General features: G+C 39.6%; 22 protein-coding genes and 1 tRNA gene. 5 read left to right on the top strand and 18 right to left on the bottom strand.

Annotated elements, in window-relative coordinates:
- Window positions 1–175: 175 nt before the first annotated feature.
- Entirely contained in the window at window positions 176–823 is a 648-nt protein-coding gene (locus AW165_RS05365; RefSeq protein ID WP_060465177.1) for an RBBP9/YdeN family alpha/beta hydrolase, read from the bottom strand.
- A gap of 71 nt (window positions 824–894) precedes the next feature.
- Between AW165_RS05365 and AW165_RS05360 the strand changes: the two genes are divergently transcribed.
- Window positions 895–1,260: a MerR family transcriptional regulator gene (locus AW165_RS05360; RefSeq protein ID WP_060465176.1), complete on the top strand. Its 366-nt coding sequence runs from the start codon at window positions 895–897 to the stop codon at window positions 1,258–1,260.
- 21 nt (window positions 1,261–1,281) lie between these two features.
- Here the strand turns inward: AW165_RS05360 and AW165_RS05355 are convergent, their stop codons facing one another.
- Entirely contained in the window at window positions 1,282–2,040 is a 759-nt protein-coding gene (locus tag AW165_RS05355) for a hypothetical protein (protein WP_060465175.1), read from the bottom strand.
- Between the two features lie 177 nt (window positions 2,041–2,217).
- Here AW165_RS05355 and AW165_RS05350 point away from each other — a divergent pair, with 177 nt between their 5' ends.
- The 3 genes from AW165_RS05350 (at window position 2,218) to AW165_RS05340 (ending at window position 5,439) form a co-directional block, all read left to right on the top strand.
- Window positions 2,218–2,919, top strand: a complete 702-nt coding sequence (locus AW165_RS05350) for a DsbA family oxidoreductase (RefSeq protein WP_060465174.1) — start codon at window positions 2,218–2,220, stop codon at window positions 2,917–2,919.
- Window positions 2,920–3,278: 359 nt separating this feature from the next.
- Window positions 3,279–4,421 carry a hypothetical protein gene (locus AW165_RS05345; RefSeq protein WP_060465173.1) on the top strand — a complete coding sequence of 381 codons (1,143 nt, stop codon included), beginning with the start codon at window positions 3,279–3,281 and terminating at the stop codon, window positions 4,419–4,421.
- A 124-nt stretch (window positions 4,422–4,545) separates the two neighbouring features.
- On the top strand, window positions 4,546–5,439 hold the full coding sequence (locus AW165_RS05340; protein ID WP_060465172.1) for a hypothetical protein: 894 nt from the start codon (window positions 4,546–4,548) through the stop codon (window positions 5,437–5,439).
- Between the two features lie 86 nt (window positions 5,440–5,525).
- On the opposite strand, the gene htpG is transcribed toward AW165_RS05340, so the two are convergent.
- The 5 genes from htpG to AW165_RS05315 all read right to left on the bottom strand — a co-directional run bounded on the left by htpG (window position 5,526) and on the right by AW165_RS05315 (window position 11,405).
- A complete protein-coding gene (gene htpG, locus AW165_RS05335; RefSeq protein WP_060465171.1) occupies window positions 5,526–7,445 on the bottom strand; it encodes a molecular chaperone HtpG in 1,920 nt (639 codons plus the stop codon).
- 101 nt (window positions 7,446–7,546) lie between these two features.
- On the bottom strand, window positions 7,547–7,900 hold the full coding sequence (locus AW165_RS05330) for a lysozyme inhibitor LprI family protein (RefSeq protein WP_060465170.1): 354 nt from the start codon (window positions 7,898–7,900) through the stop codon (window positions 7,547–7,549).
- Window positions 7,901–8,086: 186 nt separating this feature from the next.
- Window positions 8,087–8,671: an OmpW/AlkL family protein gene (locus AW165_RS05325; RefSeq protein WP_060465344.1), complete on the bottom strand. Its 585-nt coding sequence runs from the start codon at window positions 8,669–8,671 to the stop codon at window positions 8,087–8,089.
- A 329-nt stretch (window positions 8,672–9,000) separates the two neighbouring features.
- Window positions 9,001–10,425: a Na+/H+ antiporter family protein gene (locus AW165_RS05320; RefSeq protein WP_032005724.1), complete on the bottom strand. Its 1,425-nt coding sequence runs from the start codon at window positions 10,423–10,425 to the stop codon at window positions 9,001–9,003.
- A gap of 101 nt (window positions 10,426–10,526) precedes the next feature.
- Window positions 10,527–11,405: an alpha/beta fold hydrolase gene (locus AW165_RS05315; protein WP_081410554.1), complete on the bottom strand. Its 879-nt coding sequence runs from the start codon at window positions 11,403–11,405 to the stop codon at window positions 10,527–10,529.
- Between the two features lie 117 nt (window positions 11,406–11,522).
- Here AW165_RS05315 and AW165_RS05310 point away from each other — a divergent pair, with 117 nt between their 5' ends.
- Window positions 11,523–12,008 (top strand): DUF4442 domain-containing protein, encoded by a 486-nt coding sequence (locus AW165_RS05310; RefSeq protein WP_005079397.1) that lies wholly within the window; start codon window positions 11,523–11,525, stop codon window positions 12,006–12,008.
- Between the two features lie 43 nt (window positions 12,009–12,051).
- Here AW165_RS05310 and AW165_RS05305 read toward each other — a convergent pair whose 3' ends face one another.
- The 11 genes from AW165_RS05305 to AW165_RS05255 form a co-directional block, all read right to left on the bottom strand.
- Window positions 12,052–12,408, bottom strand: coding sequence for a hypothetical protein (locus tag AW165_RS05305; protein WP_002115127.1), 357 nt, complete (start codon window positions 12,406–12,408; stop codon window positions 12,052–12,054).
- 206 nt (window positions 12,409–12,614) lie between these two features.
- Window positions 12,615–12,980: a hypothetical protein gene (locus tag AW165_RS05300; RefSeq protein WP_005065793.1), complete on the bottom strand. Its 366-nt coding sequence runs from the start codon at window positions 12,978–12,980 to the stop codon at window positions 12,615–12,617.
- A 180-nt stretch (window positions 12,981–13,160) separates the two neighbouring features.
- Entirely contained in the window at window positions 13,161–17,354 is a 4,194-nt protein-coding gene (rpoC, locus tag AW165_RS05295) for a DNA-directed RNA polymerase subunit beta' (RefSeq protein ID WP_002114988.1), read from the bottom strand.
- A gap of 86 nt (window positions 17,355–17,440) precedes the next feature.
- Window positions 17,441–21,529, bottom strand: coding sequence for a DNA-directed RNA polymerase subunit beta (gene rpoB, locus AW165_RS05290; protein WP_002114857.1), 4,089 nt, complete (start codon window positions 21,527–21,529; stop codon window positions 17,441–17,443).
- A 304-nt stretch (window positions 21,530–21,833) separates the two neighbouring features.
- Window positions 21,834–22,205, bottom strand: coding sequence for a 50S ribosomal protein L7/L12 (gene rplL / locus AW165_RS05285; RefSeq protein ID WP_001229360.1), 372 nt, complete (start codon window positions 22,203–22,205; stop codon window positions 21,834–21,836).
- 42 nt (window positions 22,206–22,247) lie between these two features.
- Window positions 22,248–22,754 (bottom strand): 50S ribosomal protein L10, encoded by a 507-nt coding sequence (gene rplJ / locus AW165_RS05280; protein ID WP_002115099.1) that lies wholly within the window; start codon window positions 22,752–22,754, stop codon window positions 22,248–22,250.
- A gap of 310 nt (window positions 22,755–23,064) precedes the next feature.
- Window positions 23,065–23,760 (bottom strand): 50S ribosomal protein L1, encoded by a 696-nt coding sequence (gene rplA, locus AW165_RS05275; protein ID WP_005065788.1) that lies wholly within the window; start codon window positions 23,758–23,760, stop codon window positions 23,065–23,067.
- A gap of 3 nt (window positions 23,761–23,763) precedes the next feature.
- Complete coding sequence (gene rplK, locus AW165_RS05270) at window positions 23,764–24,192, bottom strand: 50S ribosomal protein L11 (protein ID WP_001074682.1); 429 nt, start codon at window positions 24,190–24,192, stop codon at window positions 23,764–23,766.
- A 109-nt stretch (window positions 24,193–24,301) separates the two neighbouring features.
- Window positions 24,302–24,835 carry a transcription termination/antitermination protein NusG gene (gene nusG, locus AW165_RS05265; protein WP_002115092.1) on the bottom strand — a complete coding sequence of 178 codons (534 nt, stop codon included), beginning with the start codon at window positions 24,833–24,835 and terminating at the stop codon, window positions 24,302–24,304.
- Window positions 24,836–24,842: 7 nt separating this feature from the next.
- Window positions 24,843–25,283, bottom strand: a complete 441-nt coding sequence (gene secE / locus AW165_RS05260) for a preprotein translocase subunit SecE (protein ID WP_002114837.1) — start codon at window positions 25,281–25,283, stop codon at window positions 24,843–24,845.
- A gap of 75 nt (window positions 25,284–25,358) precedes the next feature.
- Window positions 25,359–25,434, bottom strand: a tRNA-Trp gene (locus AW165_RS05255).
- Between the last annotated feature and the right edge of the window lie 115 nt (window positions 25,435–25,549).

The raw sequence follows: 25,549 nt of genomic DNA, 5'->3' as shown, positions 1-25,549 counted from the left end.
ATAGGCTACAACAAAGTCGAATTTGATTCAGTAATGCTCAGATAAACGGTAAATATAATTAAATTTTTTAATGTAATAGTACGGTTCTTCTATTTATTAAAACTGCATCCTATAAAGCACTCTATAACTGAGACAAAAGTGTCCAGATTATAGAATGCGATTTATTTTATAAATTTTATTTGCTCTCTAACATCTCTTTTAAAGAATTCACAACTTGTGGAAACGTCGTATAACCTTCCCTTCCTAAAAAGTGCCCGCCATTAGGCACTGTAATGTACGGCGCATCAATTTCTTTAGCGAATTGAATCGTAAGTTTTGGTGGAACCAAATCATCATTATCAGACAAATACACAAGTTTTTTCTTTATGCGATGAAAGTAACTCGTATCGACTTTGCTTTTTGTTATATAAGCATCGAGTGGAGAAAAATCTGAAATTGGACCAGAAAATCCAGATACTAAAATCATTCCACCAACATTCTGGTAATCATGTCTTTGCAAAAAGTGTAGCAAAGTAATAACACCTAAACTGTGAGCAACGAAATACGTATTTTCATCCACAGTAGGGATATGTTGATCTAAAACTTTCTGCCATGCTTCCACATCCGGATGTTCAGAATCTGGAAATGGAATTAAGGTAACGATTGTATGTTCGTCTTCTATCTGATGTTTTAGGTCTAAAAACCAGTGATCATCTATAGAGGCTGAATAACCATGAAGTACAAATATTTGACGCATGTTGTTCTCCTGAAGTTCAATTGTTTTGGCATTTGCAACAAATGACATTAAGCCGAATAACACCAATAAAATGAGTTTTCTGATCATTGAACAAGTACCATTTTGAAAGATATAAACATGCTAAACTATGACACTACTGTTAAGGTCAACCCTATTTTATGAACCTTGCCAAAGTTGCCGAACTCACAAAAGTAAGCCCTCGTATGCTGCGTTATTATGAGAGTTTAGGGCTTATACAGCCTCATCGGGCGAGTAATAACTATCGAAGTTACACGCAAAAAGATATTGAAAATATTAAGAAAATTAAAATATTAAATGATGCAGGAATGAATCTAAAAGACATTCAGGTCTTGTTGCCTTGTTTTGATTTAGATGAACGCGTATTTACGTTGTGCTCAGTGGTTCAAGAAAAACTGCAAACTGAACTCATGCATGTGTCTGAGCAGTTAAACAAACTACAAACTTCTCAAAGTTTATTACAATCTTTTTTAAATAAAGGAAAAGCCGAAAGCACCAAATCATAATATTTGATGCTCATACTTCGCTTATTCTTTTAAATCTCCTTCGAGTGCAGCCACATTTTTTTTCTTAATTTTTTCAATTTTTGCATTTAGCTTTAGAACATCTTGATAAAGCCCATTAAACTTTTTGACCTGAGCATTTTCATGAAAAAGAATCATCTGATCTTTCTTTTGCCATTCATAATTTTTTAGAAGCTTAAACATTTGTTCAGCTTTATCTAAAATTTGTAGCTCAATCATAAAAATTGCATGGTCTTGATCTGCTTTTTGCTGAGTTCCCAATTTCATTTCAAGAAGTTGCCTCATCTCTGCATCAACCGATAGTTCTTGAACCTTTGCTAAGAAAGTTTTATGAATCTTTTCATATTCAGTCTGGTACTGATCTGACGCTTTACGGACATCGGCTAGCATCTTTTCGGTTTCTGCAAATTTTTGTTTTTTATCAATATCTAAACGGTCCACATTTAAGAAAGTATCCCATTTGGCTGCTTTGAGTTCTCTTAAGTATGCATTACGTGCATTAATATTTTGAATCCAATAACTTAAAAGAAATTCTGAAATTTGCTTATAGTGTCCTGCCAAACGCTTATCGTGAATATCAAGCTCGACGGGTTTAGACCAGTCTTGTGCTTGGTCATAAAGCTGATTCATTTTTTCAGTCATGACGACATCAAACATTTGACTACTGTCTTTGGCTTGCTGCTGTTTGATATGCTGATAGGTAAAAAAAATAATGCTTGTGATAACAATCAGACTTGCAATCGCAATCAAAACTCGGCGCATACACACCTCCTATTTCCCTTCTTATAGTTTTGCTCTTTATAGTTATAAAATAGAGCTTATTCTTCTTTATATGCCATTTATTTCACAATACGCAACACTGTATTCGCTACTCAAAGCTTTAAATCCTTATCCATCATCCCTATTATGATGGGTAATTAAAATTTATGAGATTCTCCCATGCGTGTTGATGTCTGGTCTGATGTAGTTTGCCCTTTTTGTTATATCGGCAAAAAACGCCTTGAACATGTAGCTGCTGAAGCAGGTATTGATCTTGAAATTCACTGGCATAGTTTTGAATTAGATCCCGATGCGCCAGCAAAACATGACACTTCGAATACTGAGCGCTTAGCTAAAAAATATGGCCGTACCTATGAAGAGATGGAAGAAATGGAGCGCAATATTGCGGCCATGGCTGCCTCTGAAGGTATTGATTTCCAATGGCAAAAGGCGAACTCAGGCAATAGTTTCAATGCACACCGTATTATTCACCTTGCGCAAAGCAAAGGTTTAGGTAATGAAGCTAAAGAAGCTTTTTTCCATGCTTATATGACCGAAGGTCTCGCAATTGGCGAACGTGAAGTTGTAGAAGAAATTGCGTCTCGTATTGGCCTTGATAATGCCGAAGTTGAATATGTCCTAGATACCAACGAACTATCTGACTTTGTCCGCCATGATGAAAAAATTGCACGTGAGCAGCTTAATGTAACTGGCGTGCCATTTTTTGTATTCGACCAAAGAATCGCTCTTGCTGGCGCTCAACCTCGTGAAGTCTTTTTACAAGTTTTGGAAAAAGCACAAATCAAAGCAGATAGTGAAGAAGTCGAGCAAGATGATGCAGCTGTTTGTACCGATGAAACTTGCGATATTCCAAAGAAATAAATGAACACAATTAAAATGTGATCAAATCGTATGTTTTATCATCATTTTAGCAATAGAGCGTTCTAAAAAAAGAACTATCTAATTGCTAAAAATCAGTTTATTATTGCCGCTTAGAATATTCGCGCTGTAATGTTCTGTTTTTTATGTGTTTAATGATCGGAATTTGAAGTTTCCTTGATCTATCATCCCCCTTCACTGGGGGATTTTTTTTGGCTAAAAATAATCGCTAATAGCTTAAACTTTTTCATTTATTTCAAATATGTAAAAAAAGTTAAATTTACTTAACTTTTGTGTCTCCCTCTTGATTTTATTAGAAAAATCAACAAAAGTGGAAACAACAACAAAACATAAAGATAGATATGAAAACATTTCATGTAATGCCGTACCGGCAGCTTTTTGCACTTTTAACGATTGGATTTGGTTCAGTATGCATCGCTCATGCAGAGACCGCCTCTTCTTCTGCAAACCAACAAGTAGGAAGTACATCATCTGGAGTACAAACTGAAGTCACCACAGACGAAAATCTCTTAGATCAAATTCCGCGCTGGGTGGATGCAACCCCAACCATTTTTCCAGAGCAGTCTAATGAGCCTATTGTTCCGCCTACCGAACAAACCGAAGATCAAACCTGGGTTGATCGTAAGCAAAAGAAAATTCGTAATTGGGCCGATCGTACTTCTGAAAAAATTGATAATTGGTTTGGTGAAGTTGATCCACAAAAACCTGCAACAGCAACCATTCGCGTCATGGTGGATAACTATTGGAATGAATACGACAACTTTGAAATTAAGCCCAGAATTCGCGGTAAGATTAAGCTCCCTACGCTAGAAAAACGTTTAAGCGTGGTATTTGGTGATGACTCTTTAGATAATGAATTTAATAACAGCCCAGCCAATATTAACCAAAACCCAAATCAAGACTCTAATAAGAAGTTAGATGGTAAGCAAACTCGAGATGACAACAGCTCAATTGCTTTACGTTGGTCAAATTTCTCGAAAAAACTGCCTTTTGAAACCGATGCAGACTTAGGTATTCGTTCTGGAGACGATATTTATGTTCGTTTAAAAGCATCGAGAGATTGGCAACTTCGTAATGATTTTAAGTTTTATGCTGAACAAATTTATCGTTACGGCATAGACAGCGAAAACTACTTACGTACGAATCTTGAACTTACTCATGCTAGACCGAATCAACCGTTTTTATCGAATCAGTTCAGCCTGACCTATGCAGATGATCAAGACGATGATTTAGCTTGGGAAAACAGAACTTTCCGCGAACACAGTTTCTTTGCAAACAACCGTTTTAACTATGGTATTTATACAGGTGGTTATTACAACAACAATGACTTGCGTTTAAACAGTTGGGGACCGTTTGTTTCATGGCGCCAACCTGTTTTACGTGAATGGTTCTTTGTACAAGGCGATGTAAATTACTTGAATGATCACCGCGAAGACCGTAATCATTTTGTCAGCACCTTCTTGCGTTTAGAAGCACTTTTCTAAGCTAGCAAACATCACCTTGGACCTCATCCAAGGTGATGGATAATAAAATACTTTTAAATAAAATTTTAAGCTTAGCCTTTTAAAGTATTGTTCTAATTTTATTTTTGATTCCTTATCTTTTAAAATGAATCAATTTTCTTCTCCATTTCAAAATAAATCGACAGTCTTCATTTGTATTTATAGTTTAGGTGTATTAGCTTTACTTCCACATACTCAATTTTTTTATAACTCTTTAAAACACCAACGGTCACGGCGTTATCCCTATTCTTCTACGAGTTTCACTAAAGTAAAAACACAATCACTTTCACGCTCACCTTGTGAAGTAGAAGCAAACAATGCTTTAGCTGATACTGGTTTAATTCAAGAGCTTATGGCTGTATTTGGAAATGATACGTTATGGAAACGTGCGACTCAGCCTGAACAAACTTATAAAGCCTTTGGTAAGAAAAAAAAGAAGACCTCATCGGCACAGATTTCGGCTACTAATCCACTGAGTGCAAGCTGGGCCACCATTTCAACTTGGATGCCTTTTGAAAATGACCTTGATTTAGGCTCTAACTCTGAGAATGATGTGTATGTCCAGTTTCTGGCAAAAAAGAAATGGAATTTGAGACATAACATTAGCTTTGATACAGAGCAGATATTTCGCTACGGCTCTACTAGCCGAAACTACACTGAAACCACGTTAAACCTAACGCAAAAAATGCAAGATAACACATTATTTTCTAATAAATTTAATGTAAACAAGAGCGAAAATGAAGATTACAACTGGGGCAATTGGACTTTTCAACAATTTGAGTTTGTAAAAGATAATAGTCTGACTTACGGTATTTATAGCGGTGGCGTATATACCAAAAATGATATTCGACTAAATAGCTGGGGTCCTTATATTTCATGGCGCCAACCGATATGGAGAGATTGGATTTTTATGCAAAATGATCTTAATTTTTTTAACCATATTGATGATGATCCGAAACACCAGCTCAGCGTTCAAATAAATCTAGAAGCTAATTTTTAATCATAAATTCCCAAATTGTGGATAACTCTTTCTTTATCCACAAAAAAAAGCCCCTGATAGTCCAGAGGCTTTTTTATATCAAAAAATTATTTCAACAATAAGCTATTAATACGTTTCACATAAGCTGCTGGGTCTTCTGGTAAACCACCTTCTGCAATCACAGCCTGATCGAAAATCACGTTTGCCAAGTCATCAAACTGCTCTGAGCCTTCAAGTTTTTTCACTAAAGGATGTTCAGGGTTAATTTCTAAAATCGGTTTGATTTCTGGCACTGCTTGTCCAGCTTGTTTTAGCATGCGAATAAGTTGCGGAGACAACTCCCCTTCACTTGTTACTAAACACGCTGGAGAATCAACTAGACGTGTAGTTACACGTACTTCTTTAGTTTTAGCCTTTAATGAGTCACTTAGTTTCTCAACAACAGGCTTAAACTGTTCAGCTGCTTGCTCAAGTGCTTTCTTCTCTTCAGCATCTTGCAAATCGCCTAAATCAACCGCGCCTTTAGACACATTCTTTAATGGCGTACCGTCAAACTCTTGAACAAAATTCATTGCCCATTCGTCAACACGCTCTGCCATTAATAATACTTCAATGCCTTTCTTCTTAAACAACTCAAGCTGCGGCGAGTTTTTCGCTGCTGCTAGACTGTCAGCAGTCACATAATAGATGGCTTTTTGGCCCTCTTTCATACGCGCCTTATAGTCAGCAAAAGAAGTCGTTACCTCATCATTTGTTGAAGTCGCATAACGTAATAATTTTAAAATACGTTCACGGTTACCAAAGTCTTCGCCCAAGCCTTCTTTAAGTACTGAACCAAACTCACTGTAGAAGGTCTTGAATTTTTCTTGGTCTTTTTCATCTTCCGATTTAGCCAAACCATCAAGTACAGTTAATACACGGCGTGCATTACCTTCACGAATCGTTTTGACATCACGGCTTTCTTGCAACAACTCACGGCTAACATTAAGTGGTAAATCAGCACTATCCACTACACCTTGAACAAAGCGTAAATAGTTCGGAATTAAATTATCCGCATCATCCATAATAAAGACGCGTTTTACATATAGTTTAATTCCCGCTTTTGCTTCACGAGTAAAAATGTCATGTGGAGCTTTACTTGGAATATAGAGTAATTGGGTATATTCCGTACTACCTTCAACACGGTTATGTGCCCAAGCCAGTGGTGCTTCAAAGTCATGAGTTAAGTTTTTATAAAACTCAATATATTGCTCTTCAGTCACTTCACTCTTGTTACGTGTCCATAAAGCACTTGCCGAGTTAATCGCTTCCCACTCGTCAGTTTTGACCATTCGGCCGCCTTTAGGCTCTTCACCTTCAGCAACCTCTTCTTCCTGCCAAACTTCTTTTTGCATTTCAATTGGCAAGCTAATATGGTCAGAGTATTTATTAACGATTTGCTTAACTTTATAAGATTCTAAATAATCAAGCGCATCATCGCGTAAGTGAAGAATAATGTCGGTACCACGTGAAGTTTTATCAATTTGCTGAACTTCAAACTCGCCTGTACCACCACTAATCCAGCGCACCCCTTCAGATGCATCTAAGCCTGCACGGCGTGATTCAACCGTAATTTTGTCGGCAACAATAAAACCAGAATAAAAACCCACGCCGAATTGACCAATCAACTGAGCATCTGCTTTTTGATCGCCAGTCAATTTTGACATGAAATCTTTAGTGCCTGATTTTGCAATGGTACCCAAGTTATCAATCGCTTCTTGTTGGCTTAAACCAATACCGTTATCAGAAATTGTTAAGGTTTTATCTTCTTTATTTAAGCTGATTCGTACATGTAAGTCCGGATCATTTTCATAATATTCAGGATGATTAATTCCTTCAAAACGTAATTTATCACATGCATCTGATGCATTAGAGATAAGCTCACGTAAGAAAATCTCAGGGTTAGAATAGAGAGAATGCGTCACTAAATGTAAAAGCTGGGCAACTTCTGCTTGGAAACTATAATTTTGTGATGCTTGTTCACTCATAAATCACTCCTTAAATTTTGAAGCTGTTTGTTCTCGAATGCTTTATGAATGGAGTACTTCTAGAATTTTTCAATCCTGAATATTAAAAATTTTTACTCTAATTAAAATGGGCCGTGGCTTAATACTCTATCTTGCAATATCGTGTCTAACTGTTTTTGGCGTTGTTGATAAGCTTTGCTGATACAACTTACGCTAGCCGCACAAGCATTTCGCTTTTTCAGCCATTGATATTGAGCATCTTTCTGACTATCACGTCCACCCATAGGTAAAGCATTCAGGACAATTTGATACGTTGTTGCCATTTTTACATCAGCATCATTTAAAGAACGATTTTTACAAATACTTTTTTCCGTTTTCGTTTTTGCAGCATCACACGAAAAACTCGCAGCTTGTGAACTTTGTGTAAAAGCAATACCGCTCAGAAGTGCAAAACAAATCGCTAATTTGTTATTCATGTTTTTCTTCCCATGTTTGTAATGAATAGAAGTTAGTTTAGAAAAAAACTTGCAGAAAATATGTATAAAACTGTCTGTTTTATGATTTTTTAGTGCAAATAAATTCCATAAAAAAACCTCACATAAAATATATGTGAGGTGCCTGAGTCTAGGTTTATTATTATATTTTTCTATTTATTATTATGCTTAAAATTTATAGCTATAACCCAAAGTGTAAACAAAAGGGTTAATATCTAGATCAAATTTAGTCCCATCATTTAAAGTAACTTCTGGGCTTAAATCAGCATAACGAACATCTACAAATACTCCCCAGTTTTTAGCATCCGCGGGTTGGAAATTAAAACCAACTTGTCCTGCCACACCAAAATCTTCTTTCACATCTTTTACAATGCCATCTTCATCCCAAGCAATAAATGCTGTTGCACCAACACCAATATATGGCGTAAAACGAGTCGAATTTTTAAAATGATATTTAGCAGTAATCGTTGGTGGTAACTGTTTAAGACTCGCTACCTTATTTCCATTTAACAACACATCATGGTTAACAGGTGCTGCTAATAATAACTCTGCCGAAAATGGAGATTGGCCAAAAAAATATTCTACAGATGGTGTAAATGCATACTCATGATCTGCTTCAACTACAGTGTTTGAAGAAAGATTTGTATCTTCAGATGGAGCAATAACACTACCACCAAATTTCACTTGCCAGTTACCAGCAAAAGTAAAAGAAGACATCCCCATTAATGCAATAACCAAAGCTTTTTTGAACACTTTAATATCTCCAACCTTATTTATATTTATAATAAACATTTATTTTAAAACCATGCAATACTCATTATAAAATTATTTTATAGTTTATTTTTAAACTACTGTTTTAAATAAAATTATATATTATCCAACTATTTTAATAGGTTTTTATTCCAACCTCATTAATCAAGATTATTTTATATTACCAACTATTTTAATATGCTTTCAAATTCCGAGCATTTTAATATAATTTATTTTAAATACATGTTTTATTTAGATAATAAAAAACCTTCTTAATTTAAATCTAAAGATCGTTATTAAGAAGGTTCACACTTTAATATTTTATAAAAACTTTATAAAACCATTGCAGCGATCCAGCCAAAAATTAATAGCGGAATATTAAAGTGAATAAAGGTAGGTACGACTGTATCCCAAATATGATCGTGTTGCCCATCCACACCTAAACCAGCTGTTGGCCCTAAGGTTGAATCAGAGGCTGGCGATCCAGCATCACCTAATGCTGCTGCTGTACCAATAAGTGCAATCGTTGCTAATGGTGAGAAACCAAACTGCACACATAAAGGCACATAAATAACAGCTAATACAGGAACACTTGAGAAAGATGAACCAATACCAATTGTCACAAATAAGCCAATACAAAGCATTAGGAAAGCAGCAAGCGCGCGGTTATCTCCAATAATCTCGACTACACCATTTACTAGCTGATTAATATCACCAGTATGAGTCATTACTGAGGCGAAACCGGCAGCAGAAATCATGATGAAGCCTACTAAAGCCATCATTCGCATGCCTTGTACAAAGACATCATCTGCATCTTGCCATTTAAAAATTCCGGCGGTAGATAGAACAGCAAAACCGACTAAACCACCCAAAATCATCGAACCTGAATATAGCTGCGCAGCAAGCGTCAAGCCAATTGCGAGCAATGCCATCAAGATCGTTTTCTTTGCAATAACTGGTGCTTGCTCTGCTTCATGCTTTAACTCTTCAGCATCTGCTTTTAAGTCAGCTGTTTCATCCTGGGTTGTTGCGCGAAGAGGTTTATCTAGATCAATCGTGGTCACAGGTGTAATCGCACGATCAGCATAAATTCTTGGTTTACGGTAGCTAATAAATACAGCAACCAAGGTGCCTAACACCATACCTAAAACAGGAATGGCCATGCCAATTGGCATCATTGCCCGATCAACATGCAAGCCATACGCTGCCCCAATTTTGTTGATATTTCCCATCAGAATCTGTTCAAGGAAAATTGCACCAAATCCAACCGGAAGAAAAATATAAGTACCAACCAAACCTAACGTAAGTACACAGGCTGCGGCGCGGCGGTCTAATTTTAAATGGTTCATTACCCGTAACAGTGGCGGAACCAGTACAGGAATAAAGGCAATATGAACTGGAATAAGGTTTTGAGAGAAAATAGCAGAAATTAATAAAATACCTAAGAGGAGATATTTCACTTTAGTCTGACGGCTTTTTCCAGCTTCCATTCCCAATAGACCAATCAGCTTATGGGCAAGTAAATCAGGCAATCCAGATTTTGAAAGTGCCAGAGCAAATGCCCCTAACACTGCATAGGCAAGTGCAACTTCAGCACCATCGCCAAGACCAGCGTTAAAAGCTTCAACGGTTTGGGAAAGGCTTAAACCTGCTACGAGGCCGCCCACAATGGCAGAAACCACTAAAGTCAGTACGACAGAAACGCGCGCCAGTGATAATAAGAACATCACTGCAATCGCAATAACGACAGCATTCATGAATAAGTTCAGAGCAAAACAAAAGGCAATATTCTAGCAGATTCATATCTATGAAGCCGAAAATATCGCCGAATTAACAGTTTTATGCAGTTATTTCACTGTTACGCTTGAGCTTTAATAAACTCACGAATATGAGTTGCTATTTTCTCTGGCTCACTCAGAATGGCCCAGTGATTTGCGTTAAGCTCTACATATTCAAATTTTTCAACCCACTTTGGCATAGCCTCAGTGATATATTCAGGGCTCACAAAAGTATCATATTTTAAAATAACCGCTTTTACTGGACACTGCGCATAACGTTGACGTGGGCCAGTTAAGCGAGGAATAAAATTGGCACGATATAAATTAATGCCATATTTACCATCAGCATTAATATTATTATTTAAAGGTAAATTACTTTTCCTTTCCAACTGAGTAAGAACTTTACCCCATTTTTCAGGACTAAATAGAGACCATACAGTTGGTGCTAATAACGGAAGATGAAATGCCCCGATATACCAAGATTTGGTTAATATTTTTAAGATTTGAGCTGGTGAAGATTTAAATTTATCACGTAAAAATAAAGCGGCATGATCAAGACATGGTCCAGAAATGGTGGTGTATGATAATAAACGACCTTTGAAATTAGGCTCAGTGACCGACTCCCAAGACTGAATCGAACCCCAATCATGTGCAGCCATATGGAATTGACGATTTGGCAATAACTCATCAACAACTTCTTGGAGATCTAGAGATAAACGCTCTAAACGGTAATCACGTATACGTTTTGGTATAGATGACAAACCCGCCCCACGTACATCATAGGTGACAATGTAGAAGTCATTAATCAAATGCTCAATGATTGATTCCCATACTTCTTGATTGTCAGGATAACCATGTACTAAAACCAACGGTGTATTTTTTTCGTCGCCCCATGTCTTGGCACAAAGCGTTTGTTGGTCACTTGTTGTTACTGTATGAACTTTTGGCTGCATAATCATTTCCTATCTTGTTTTTCAATCGATCATGTCGTTAGTCGGATAGAGCATTGCCATCAATATAAAAAAGATGATACTTATCTAGTATGAATACTGTTGCAATAAAAAAAATTGACTATTATGGCTATTTTAAGAAGACTTCAGAACAATCCTACGATTTCAAAATTTCTATTTAATCACTATCCCCCTTATCGTGGCGCAGGGATTTATATTGAAATCATGAATTTAGAACTTTGCCATGTGCGTGTAAAGATGCCGCTGACTTGGAAAAACCAAAATTTAGTCGGTACACATTTTGGTGGAAGCCTTTATTCAATGGTTGACCCATTTTATATGATGATTCTTATGCATCATCTCGGATCAAAATATATTGTTTGGGACAAAGCTGCCGAAATCAATTTTCTTTCCCCAGGGCGCAGTACTGTACATGCAGATATTCGAGTTGATTTAGCTGAAATAGAACAAATTCGTGAACTTGCCGAGAACTATGAACCTGTTTTAAGAACTTATCATCTAAACATTTTTGATGAATCTGGGGTAAGAATTGCAGAGGTTCAAAAAACGCTTTATATCAGACGTAAAAAGGCGAAACCTTTTCCTCAATAAAAAATAAGCGCTAAAAGCGCTTATTTTTTTATTTGTTAATTTTTTATCTTTTCTCTTCAATCGCAGCACCAGCACCACCACCGATCGCACCGCCAATTGCAGCACCAGAGTCACCACCAATCAGTGCTTTACCTACGACTGAACCGATACCAGCACCAATCGCACTCTTAGTCGTTGTCTGTTTACTGCCGCCTTGGGTATTAGAGCCTACGCCTGCACCTACCGCTGCGCCTAAGCCTGCACCAATACCTCCACCTACATGGTTACCTAAACCACCACCAAGTGCTCCACCTGCTGCTGCTGCACCAATACGTTGGTCAGATGGGCTCATATTTTGGCAGCCTGTGAACATAAGTGTAGACAACATTAAAGCAGAAACTAATCCAATTGTTTTTTTCATGACCGTTCTCACAATGATCTGTTCTAGAGAAAAGAATAATCCCCTTTTATGAGGAATTTGATCAGATTGTGTTATCCGTCTGTCCTAATCGATTGATATTTTGTAAAGCTCTGCCTTTTATATTTATTAAGCCAAATTTTAATTATAAAAAAGAAGTCTTTAATCACATAAAGACTTCTATAGTTTAACAATTATTAAGGATATTTTTAGTACTTCCCTTTCTTCTCTTCATAGGCTGCACCGGCACTACCACCCAATGCTCCACCTGTAGCAGCACCAGCATCGCCACCAATAATTGCTCCACCTAATACAGCGCCGACACCAGCACCAATTGCACTATTACGTACGGTTTTACTGCTAGACCCTTTTGCATTAGCCGCAACACCTGCACCCAGTGCCGCTCCTAGACCTGCACCTATATTACCGCCCACGTGTTTTCCTACTGCACCACCTGCACCACCACCAATAGCAGCTGAACCAATACGTTGACTTTCTGGGCTTGCATTCTGACAACCAACAAACAAAGTTGTAGACATCAGGCCAACACTAACAATCATCATCATTTTTTTCATTAGATTTACTCCAGTCTTCATAAGCAGGTAGCCTAGTGTGTTTTTGTGGAGTATTTATCCCGCTTAAGTAATAAAATAATGGCTCTTTAATATGTTTATGTAATTACAATTTAAAATTGTTATAAATAAATATAAATAAAAAAGGCACCCTAAGGTGCCTTTTTTAGTGCCGGTCTAAACTTAGAATTGTTCAGAGTTTAATGCTTGGCTAAATGCTTGGTCTACTTCGCTGAAGTCATTATGAAGCTCATGCTCTGCAGCTTCTGCTTCTTGACGACGACGCTCTAAGTGGTACGCAAGACCAGTACCTGCTGGAATCAAACGACCTACTACAACGTTTTCTTTCAAGCCACGTAAATCATCTTCTTTACCTGTTACAGCCGCTTCAGTTAACACACGAGTTGTTTCCTGGAACGATGCAGCAGAGATGAACGAGTCAGTAGAAAGCGATGCTTTCGTAATACCCATCAATTGACGTTCAAACTTCGCAGGGAACTTGTTCTGAGCCAAGACAGCTTGGTTCTCTTGAACAACGCGGATGTAATCCACTTGCTCGCCTTTAATGAAGCTTGTATCACCGCCATCAGTGATATCAACTTTACGCAACATTTGACGCACGATAACTTCAATGTGCTTATCGTTGATTTTTACACCTTGGAGACGGTAAACGTCTTGAACTTCGTTCACGATGTAGTTAGTTAATGCAACTTCACCTTTCAAACGCAAGATGTCATGTGGGTTTTGTGGACCATCAGAAATAGTCTCACCACGGTTCACATGCTCGCCTTCGAATACGTTGATTTGACGCCATTTTGGAATCAATTCTTCGTAAATCTCAGAACCATCATCAGGAGTAATTACCAAACGGTTTTTACCCTTAGTCTCTTTACCGAAGCTTACAACACCTGATACTTCAGCAAGAATTGCATGCTCTTTTGGCTTACGCGCTTCGAACAAGTCAGCTACACGCGGAAGACCACCGGTAATATCACGAGTACGTGATGTTTCTTGTGGTACACGACCAATAACGTCACCCACACCAATCGTTTCGCCATCACGGACAGTTACGATTGTATTTTGTGGCAAGAAGTAGAACTGTTCGCCGCCATCTGTTGTATCCAACACGATTGCAGGACGTAAATCTTTACCAGAAGCAGGACGAGCTGTTACAGGCAAGATTTCAACAGTAGTCATACCAGTTGCATCATCAGTTTTCGATGTTGCAGTTACGCCATCAGCGATTTGGCTGAAGCGCGCTTTACCAGCAACTTCTGTTACCAATGGATGTGTATGCGGATCCCAAGTCGCTACGATACCGCCAGCTTCTACAGCTTCACCATCTTTCAACAAGATGCTTGCACCGTAAGGAAGTTTATAACGCTCGCGCTCACGACCTAAATCATCGGCAATACCAATTTCACCTGAACGTGAAACTGAAACCAAGTGGCCTTTTGCATGTTGTACAGTTTTCACGTTATGGAAACGTACAGTACCTTTATTACGTACTTGAACACTGTTCGCAGCAGAAGTTCGGCTCGCAGCACCACCAACGTGGAACGTACGCATTGTTAACTGTGTACCCGGCTCACCGATTGACTGTGCAGCCATTACACCGACTGATTCACCTGGGTTCACCAAGTGACCACGTGCAAGGTCACGACCATAACAACGAGCACATACACCGAATGTTGATTCACATGCGATTACTGAACGTACTTTAACTTCATCGACACCAGCTTCTTCAAGCTGAGCTGCGATTTTCTCGTCAATTAACGTACCACGAGGTAATACAACTTCATCATCAGATGCACGACGTACGTCTTCAGCAGTTACACGACCTAATACGCGGTCACGTAATGGCTCGATGACATCACCACCCTGAATGAATGGAGTCATTACTAAACCACCCGCTGTACCACAATCAGGTTCAGTAATTACCAAGTCTTGCGCTACGTCTACAAGACGACGAGTCAAGTAACCAGAGTTCGCAGTTTTCAATGCTGTATCGGCCAAACCTTTACGCGCACCGTGTGTTGAAATAAAGTACTGAAGTACTGTTAAACCTTCACGGAAGTTCGCTTTAATCGGAGTCTCAATAATCGAGCCATCCGGTTTTGCCATCAAACCACGCATACCAGCAAGCTGACGAATCTGCGCCGCACTACCACGGGCACCCGAGTCAGACATCATATAGATGCTGTTGAATGATTTTTGTTTCTCGTCTTCACCTTGTTTGTTTTTAACAAGTGTATAAGACAAGTTATCCATCATTGCTTTAGCAACTTGGTCGTTTGTACGCGCCCAGATATCGACAACTTTGTTATAACGCTCACCAGCAGTTACGAAACCTTGTTCGAACTGTTGTTCGATTTCACGAACTTCTGTTTCTGCTTTATCAATAATTGTGTGCTTAGTAGGTGGAATGAGCATGTCTTCCATACCTACAGATACACCTGAACGAGTCGCTTGACGGAAGCCCAAGTACATTAATTGGTCAGCAAAGATAACTGTATCTTTCAAACCAAGTTTACGGTAGCAAGAGTTGATCAATTTAGAGATGTTCTTTTTAGTCATCTCAAGGTTGATCATGTCAAAGCTTAAGCCTTGTGGAACAATTTCCCAAAGCAAACAACGACCAGGTGTTGTATCAACAATAATAGTTTGGTGTTCACGTTCACCATTTTCATTGATAACAGTTTGGTGTACACGTACTTTAACACGCGCATGGATCGCAACCTGACCAGTAGCAAGTGCACGGTTTACTTCATGAGTATCCGCGAACACCATGCCTTCACCTTTGGCATTTACAGCATCACGTGTGATGTAGTAAAGACCCAAGACAACGTCCTGAGAAGGAACGATGATTGGCTCACCGTTTGCTGGTGACAAGATGTTGTTTGTTGACATCATCAATGCACGAGCTTCTAACTGTGCTTCAAGTGTCAATGGAACGTGTACCGCCATTTGGTCACCATCGAAGTCGGCGTTAAACGCAGCACAAACGAGTGGGTGAAGACGGATTGCCTTACCTTCAATAAGAATAGGTTCAAATGCTTGAAGACCTAAACGGTGAAGTGTTGGCGCACGGTTCAACATTACTGGGTGTTGACGAATTACAGAAGCAAGAACGTCCCAAACTTCCGGAGTCTCACGCTCAACCATTTTCTTCGCAGCTTTAATGGTAGTTGCCTGACCTGAAGCTTGTAGTTTCGCGAAAATGAATGGCTTGAATAATTCAAGTGCCATTTTCTTCGGAAGACCACATTGGTGAAGACGTAAAGTAGGACCTACAGTAATTACCGAACGACCAGAATAGTCAACACGCTTACCTAATAAGTTCTGACGGAAACGACCTTGTTTACCTTTGATCATATCTGCCAAAGATTTTAATGGACGCTTGTTAGAACCAGTAATTGCACGACCACGACGACCGTTATCAAGCAATGCATCTACAGACTCTTGTAACATACGTTTTTCGTTACGTACGATGATATCTGGAGCAGCAAGGTCAAGAAGACGCTTCAAACGGTTGTTACGGTTAATGACACGACGGTATAAATCGTTCAAGTCAGAAGTCGCGAAACGACCACCTTCAAGTGGAACTAATGGACGTAAATCAGGTGGAAGTACCGGAAGTACATTCATCACCATCCATTCTGGCTTGTTGTTTGAATCTTTGAATGCTTCCATCAATTTCAAGCGTTTAGACGCTTTTTTCAACTTCGTTTCAGAAGTTGTTTGAGGAATTTCTTCACGTAAACGTGCGATTTCAGCTTCAAGATCGATATCTTTCAACAAGTCCTGAACCGCTTCTGCACCCATTTTCGCAGTGAATTCATCACCGTGTTCTTCAAGTGCATTGAAGTATTCTTCGTCTGTTAAAAGTTGATACTTTTCAAACGGAGTCATACCTGGGTCAGTTACAACGTATGATTCGAAATACAATACACGTTCGATATCACGAAGTGTCATATCTAATAATAAACCGATACGGCTCGGTAACGATTTTAAGAACCAGATATGTGCAACTGGAGAAGCAAGTTCAATGTGACCCATACGTTCACGACGAACTTTCGCTGTAGTTACTTCAACGCCACATTTTTCGCAAATGACGCCTTTGTATTTCATACGCTTGTATTTACCACACAAGCATTCGTAATCTTTTACTGGACCAAAAATTTTGGCACAAAACAAACCGTCACGTTCAGGTTTAAAAGTACGGTAGTTAATTGTCTCAGGTTTTTTAACTTCACCATGAGACCATGACTTAATCATTTCTGGTGACGCAAGACCAATACGGATACGGTCAAACTCAATTGGTGCATGACCATCTGAGTCCGTTTTCTTACGCATGATATCGAGCAAGTCTTTCAATTTTTTTCTCCGTGTGTCGGGAAGCAACGCTTACCCGACTGGGTCACAAATATTGTTTTTACCTAAAAAATCGTGAGTCTTACGACTTAATCACCATTTTTCAGTTCAATGTTGATACCTAAAGAACGGATCTCTTTGGTCAATACGTTGAACGATTCAGGCATACCCGGATCCATATAATGGTTACCATCTACAATATTCTTATAGATGCGTGTACGACCTTCAACGTCATCCGACTTAACAGTTAACATCTCTTGGAGAGTATATGCTGCGCCGTAAGCTTCGAGTGCCCAGACCTCCATCTCACCGAAACGCTGACCACCGAATTGTGCTTTACCACCAAGCGGTTGCTGTGTAACAAGAGAGTAAGAACCTGTTGAACGCGCATGCATCTTGTCATCAACCAAGTGGTTCAATTTGAGCATGTACATGTAACCCACAGTTACAGGACGATCAAACTGCTCACCAGTACGGCCATCAAACAATACTGTTTGACCTGTACGAGAGATACCAGCTAACTCAAGCAAGTCTTTAATTTGGCTTTCTTCAGCACCATCGAATACAGGAGTAGCTAAAGGTACACCTGCACGTAAGTTCCCTGAAAGTGCCAAGACTTCAGCATCAGTTAAGCTATCAAGATCTTCTTGCTCACCACCGACTTTGTTATAAATCTTGTCTAAGAATTCACGCAGTTCTAAAACTGTACGCTGTTCTTTCAACATTTTCTCGATTTTATCACCAAGCCCTTTAGCAGCCATACCTAAGTGAGTCTCAAGAATCTGACCCACGTTCATACGAGATGGTACGCCCAACGGGTTCAATACGATATCTACTGGTACACCGTTAGCATCGTGTGGCATGTCTTCAACAGGTAAGATGTTAGATACAACACCCTTGTTACCGTGACGACCAGCCATCTTATCACCAGGCTGAATACGACGTTTAACAGCTAAGTAAACTTTAACAACTTTCAACACGCCAGTTGTTAATTCATCACCTGTTGCAAGCTTACGTTTCTTCTCAGCGAATTTCTCATCAATTTCTGCGCTCTTTTCTTTTAAGAACACTTGAATTTGAGTTAAACGCTCAGCGATTGCTTCATCTGCCGGTTGAATTTCAAGTAAATCAACAAGCTCTAAACCAGATAACACTTCTTCAACAAGTTTGTCACCACGTTTAGTTGAACCACCGCCATTAGACTCTTGGCCTTTAAGCAAACGAATTACACGCTCACGAGCTGCTTCTTCAAAGATCTTGTATTCTTCTTTCAAGTCTTTACGGTAAGCATCAAGTTGTGCTTTTTCGATCGCCAATGCACGGTCATCTTTCTCTAAGCCATCACGAGTGAAGACTTGAACATCGATAACTGTACCTTTTGTACCAGATGGAACACGTAAAGATGAATCTTTAACGTCAGCTGCTTTCTCACCAAAGATTGCACGAAGCAATTTTTCTTCAGGAGTTAACTGAGTTTCACCTTTAGGCGTTACTTTACCAACAAGGATGTCACCTGCTGTAACTTCAGCACCGATATAAACGATACCTGATTCATCAAGTTTAGAAAGTGCAGCTTCACCAACGTTAGGAATATCGGCAGTAATTTCTTCTGCACCTAACTTAGTATCACGCGCTACACAAGATAATTCTTGAATATGAATAGAAGTTAAACGGTCTTCTTGAAGTACGCGCTCAGATAATAAGATCGAGTCTTCATAGTTGTAACCATTCCAAGTCATGAACGCAACGCGCATGTTTTGACCAAGCGCAAGCTCACCCATATCTGTAGACGGACCGTCTGCCAAGATATCACCGCGAGCAACTTTGTCGCCCAAATTCACGATAATATTTTGGTTGATACAAGTGTTCTGGTTAGAACGCGTATATTTAATGAGGTTGTAGATATCTACACCAGCCTCACCAGCGATCATTTCATCTTCGTTTACACGAATAACGATACGAGAAGCATCTACGTATTCAATTGCACCACCACGGTTTGCGATTACACACACACCTGAGTCACGTGCAACGTTCGCTTCCATACCTGTACCTACAAGCGGTTTATCCGCACGTAGAGTAGGAACTGCCTGACGTTGCATGTTTGAACCCATAAGCGCACGGTTCGCGTCATCGTGTTCAAGGAATGGAATAAGTGATGCAGCAACAGATACAACCTGCTGAGCAGAAACGTCCATATGCGTCACTTTTTCTGGCGGCATACGTACGAATTCACCTTGGTGACGAACAGAAACAAATTCTTCTGTTAAGTTGCCATCTTTATCTACTGCAGAATCGGCCTGTGCAATAACAGTACCTACTTCTTCAATCGCAGAAAGGTATTCAACTGCATCAGTTACTCGACCATCTACCACTTTACGGTAAGGTGTTTCCAAGAAACCAAAGTCATTTGCTTTTGCATATACTGAAAGCGAGTTGATCAAACCAATGTTTGGACCTTCCGGCGTTTCAATTGGACATACACGACCATAGTGAGTTTGATGTACGTCACGCACTTCAAAGCCCGCACGTTCACGTGTTAAACCACCAGGCCCAAGCGCAGATACACGACGCTTATGCGTAATCTCAGATAATGGGTTGTTTTGGTCCATGAACTGAGATAATTGGCTTGAACCAAAGAATTCTTTGATTGCAGCTGCAACTGGTTTAGCGTTAATTAGATCTTGTGGAGACAAGTTATCTGTTTCTGCTTGGCTTAAACGTTCTTTAACTGCACGTTCAACACGAACTAAACCAACACGGAATTGGTTTTCAGTCATTTCACCAACAGAACGTACACGACGGTTACCCAAGTGATCGATATCGTCGACTTCACCTTTACCGTTACGGATTTCAACTAATGTACGTAATACATCAATGATATCTTCGTGCGATAAAATACCTTCTACTTCACGTGACTTCTGGTCAGTACCAACTTCGTATGGACGACCCAAACGACGGTTGAACTTCATACGACCTACTGGAGATAAGTCATAACGCTCAGAAGAGAAGAATAAGTTATTGAATAAGTTTTCAGCAGCTTCTTTTGTTGGCGGCTCGCCTGGACGCATTACTTTATAAATTTCAACTAATGCTTCTTCACGACCAGCCGTTGTATCTGCACGTAAAGTGTCAGCAACAAACGAACCACGGTCAATATCGTTCGTAAACAAGATATTGAACTGTTTAACACCACCTTCTGCCAACTTCACCATAACTTCATGGCTTAACAAAGTATTCGCAGCAATTACCTCACCATCACGCAAAGTAATATTTTCAGCAGTGATACGCTCATATAAGTATTCATCAGGAACTGAAAGTTTTGTTAAACCAGCAGCTTCCATTTGACGTACGTGACGAGCATTAATACGTTTACCTTGCTCAACAATAACTTTGCCGTCATTGTCAGCAATATCAAATTGAGCCATTTCCCCACGTAAACGTTCAGGTACTAGGTCAATCTGGTAGCTACCCATATCAAGATACACAGGTACTTTTTCATAGAACAAATTCAAGATTTGTTCGTTGTTATAACCTAGTGCACGTAACACAACAGTAGCAAGTAATTTACGACGACGGTCAATACGTACGTAAACTAAGTCTTTTGCATCAAATTCAAAGTCTAACCATGAACCACGGTAAGGAATGATACGTGCTGAATACAACACTTTACCACTTGAGTGGGTTTTACCTTTATCGTGATCAAAGAAAACGCCTGGTGAACGATGTAATTGAGATACGATTACACGCTCAGTACCATTAATGACGAATGTACCGTTTTCAGTCATGAGTGGAATTTCACCCATATAGACTTCTTGTTCTCTTACGTCTTTAATTGATTTAGTTTCGCGATCTTTAATAATCAAACGAATTTTAACGCGCATTGGTGCCGCATAAGTCGAACCACGAAGAATACATTCGCGTACATCGAACTCAGGTTTACCAAGGCTATACTCAACAAATTCTAAAGCAGCATTGCCAGAATAACTTTCGATAGGAAAAACTGAACGAAATGCGGCTTGGAGACCGATATCTTCGCGGTTTTTTGGAGTTTTGCCATCTTGCAAGAATGTTCTGTACGAATCGACCTGAATCGATAGTAAGTACGGTGCATCCATTACTTGGGGCAATTTACCAAAATTCTTACGGATCCGTTTCTTTTCGGTATATGAGTATGCCATCTGGAGTCCTCGGAAAGTAAACCAAGCCCGCCTGCAGAACGGGCTCAGAAGGAATTACGCAGGCCGATATGGCCACCACTGTTTACAAATGCTGCAATTTTTAGTGGTATAAAAACGCTTAACAATATTTTTAAAAAAGAAAAATATTGGTAAACATTTGAAATTACTTGTTTTATTTGAATTTTTCTAAAAAACAAACAAAACTAACAAAAATCGAGCCGATTATTGTAACGCAAAAAGGCTGATGACCCAAGAGCCATCAGCCATTTTATGGAGCCGATTTAAAAACCGACTCCTTTTACAATTACTTAAGTGTAACTGTAGCACCAGCTTCTTCAAGTTTCTTCTTAAGTTCTTCGCCTTCTTCTTTAGAAACGCCTTCTTTAAGAACTTGAGGAGCACCTTCAACTAGGTCTTTAGCTTCTTTAAGACCAAGGCCAGTTGCTTCACGAACTGCTTTAATTACAGCTACTTTGTTAGCACCGAAAGAAGTCAACTCAACGTTGAATTCAGATTGTTCTTCAGCAGCAGCAGCAGCGCCACCAGCTGGAGCAGCAACAGCAACAGCTGCAGCTGAAACGTTGAATTTCTCTTCGAAAGCAGAAATTAATTCAACAAGTTCAAGAACAGTTTTTTCAGCAACTGCGTTTAAGATTTCTTCGTTAGTTAAAGCCATGAGAATAACTCCAAATGGATATTGAATGGTGTGTAAAATTGATTAAGCAGCTTCTGACTCGTTTTTCTCTTTGAGCGCTGTAATAAGGCGACCCAATTTCGAAATAGGAGCTTGAAGGACAGAGGCAAGCATAGTAAGAGCTTTCTCTTGGTTCGGAAGGTTTGCAATTACGCTAACGTCAGCACCTTGATAAACTTTGCCGTCAAATGCAGCAGCTTTTAACTCAAATGCTTTGTTAGTTTTAGCAAAATCTTCGAACAAACGTGCAGCTGCACCCATGTCATCTTCAGAAGTTGAAAAACCTAGAATTGTTGGACCAACAAGGTTGTCGTTCAAGATATTGAATTGAGTATCTTGAAGTGCGCGTTTAGCCAAAGTGTTACGTACAATACGTGTAGAAACACCTAACTTACGAGCTTCAACACGAAGTGTTGTTAATTGCTCTACGCTTAAGCCTTGGTAGTCAGCAACAACGGCTGCAAACGCCTTAGAAGCAACTTCACTTACTTCCGCAACGATCTGTTTTTTGTCTTCAATAAGAAGAGCCATTGTAAAACCTCCTAAGGTGATTTATGTACCCAACGGGCACACTCCCAATTCGTAAGCCTTTCGACTTACACGCGGAGGAGGAACAAATCACACCACCGCGTCTACGCAGGCTGGTTTATTAAGAAAAGTGCTATTCGAAAATGACATCTTTTCGCCTGAGGTCTTTGACGCTGATAAATTCTCATTTATCAATTCAAAGTCCGCCTGACGGGTAAGGGATAGAGCTTTGCTCCACCCAACCAAATAGAAAACATTTCTATTTAAGTTCTTTCCCCAATCAGGACTTTAAAATTCTTTACTAAGTCTAAACTTAGTTAGAAACGTTGTTTACATCAACTGTAAGACCAGGACCCATAGTTGAGCTCAAAGTGATCTTTTTGATGTATACACCTTTAGAAGTTGCAGGTTTTAACTTTTTCAAGTCAGCAACTAAGGTTTCAACGTTTTGACGGATAGCAGCAGCATCAAAGCCTAATTGACCGATCGCAGCATGGATAATACCCGCTTTGTCTACACGGTAACGAGCCTGACCAGATTTAGCGTTTTTAACAGCATTCGCTACGTCAGGAGTTACAGTACCAACTTTAGGGTTTGGCATTAAACCACGTGGACCAAGAATTGTACCGAGCTTACCAACAACACGCATAGCGTCAGGAGCAGCGATTACAACATCAAAGTCAAGGTTTCCGCCTTGGATGCTTTCAGCAAGGTCATCAAAACCTACAACATCAGCACCAGCTTCTTTAGCAGCTTCTGCTTGCGCGCCTTGAGCAAATACAGCTACACGTACAGTTTTACCAGTACCTGCAGGTAATGTAGTTGCGCCACGAACAACCTGGTCAGATTTACGTGGGTCTACACCAAGATTTACAGCTACATCCAAAGATTCTTTGAACTTTGCAGCAGGTAGGCTGTTAAGAACTTGTACTGCTTCTTCCAAAGTGTAAACTTTGTTTGCTTCAACAGCAGCAGCAATGGCTTTTTGACGTTTAGTTAACTTTGCCATGTCTTATAGCTCCACTTCCAAGCCCATAGAACGTGCAGAACCAGCGATGGTACGAACACGTGCGTCTAAATCAGCACCAGTTAAATCCGGTTCTTTAGTAGTCGCAATTTCTTCTAACTGAGCACGAGTCAACTTACCAACTTTAGTTTTGTTTGGTACAGATGAACCCTTTTGAATACCAGCAGCTTTCTTAAGAAGAATAGAAGCTGGAGGAGTTTTCATGATAAATGTGAACGACTTGTCGTTGTACACAGTAATCACTACAGGAATTGGAAGACCTGGTTCAACTTTTTGTGTAGCAGCATTGAATTCTTTACAGAATGCCATGATGTTTACACCACGTTGACCTAATGCAGGACCAATTGGTGGAGATGGATTTGCTTTACCAGCTGGAACTTGCAGCTTGATATAGCCGTCAATCTTCTTAGCCATTTTAAAATACCTCTGGGTACAAACGCCGCTAGGCTCCCCAATCTTTACGCAACACTACTGTTACAACAACAATGCCCGATAAAATCGGGCGCTTTTCAACCAATTGAGATTAAATCGTTTTTTCGACTTGGCGAAACTCGAGTTCAACCTGAGTTGGTCGATTAAATACATTAATCGTCAACGTTAAACGTGACTTATCGTATTGAACTTCTTCCACCACACCTTTAAAGTCTGTGAATGGACCGTCAATAACAAGTAATTCTTCACCTGGCTCAAACATCGTTTTAGGACGTGGCGCTTCACCAGTATTACGTACACGCGCAAGAATCGCATCTGCTTCACGTTGAGTGATTGGTGCTGGTTTTTCAGGTGTACCACCGATAAAACCTAGAACCTTTGGACATTCTTTAACGATATGCCAAGTATCATCATTCATTTCCATTTCGACTAACACATAGCCAGGAAAGAATTTACGCTCAGATTTACGTTTCTTACCATCCTTCATTTCTACCACTTCTTCGGTAGGAACAAGGACATCACCAAAGCTATCGGCAACAGCGCTACGCTGGATTCGTTCTGTAAGTGAACGCATCACTTGTTTTTCATAGCCAGAGTAGGCATGAATAATGTACCAACGTTTCATAGCTCTTTTACCCGATAATCAACTTAATTAACCAACCCAAACCATAGTCAAAGCACCATAAAACCAATGATGCAACAACTACAACCAATAGAACCTGCCACGATGTAGTGACTGTTTCTTGTTTTGTTGGCCAAGTTACTCGACGCAATTCGACTCGTGCATCTTTTAGCAAGCGAACGAAGCCTTTACCTTGATGGGTGGCGTATAATAAACCTAAAGCCACAACGATACAAGCAAAAATTGCCCCAACGCGCACCCAAACATTATTTGCAGGTGCCCAATACGCTGGCAAATGCTGATTCACCATGGTAGCTAAAAGCAACAATGCTATTGCTATCACCCATAGAACAATATCTAAAGGCGAACCAGAACGAACAACTTCAGCAGAATTATTTCTTTGAGGAATTGGCGCGTCGCTCAATGCGTCACGCGATTTATCATTCGACATTTTTGTACTCGTCGTAGAACTCGCGACTTATTATATGAACAACTAAGCCAGCATCAAGCTTTTTATTTCAAAATATGGCAGGTCAGGAGGGACTCGAACCCCCAACATTCGGTTTTGGAGACCGACGCTCTACCAATTGAACTACTGACCTATAATGCAAGTTGAGAGCCAAAGCCCTCAACCTGAGACGTAATCCGTCACTATAATATGCTTATGCAGTTACTTTCGCAACAACACCAGCACCTACAGTACGACCACCTTCACGG

This window comes from Acinetobacter sp. LMB-5, assembly GCF_001541635.1.
Lineage (GTDB): Bacteria > Pseudomonadota > Gammaproteobacteria > Pseudomonadales > Moraxellaceae > Acinetobacter > Acinetobacter pittii.
Note: the sequence above shows the minus strand (reverse complement) of the source record. Positions and strands in the feature narration are given on the sequence as shown.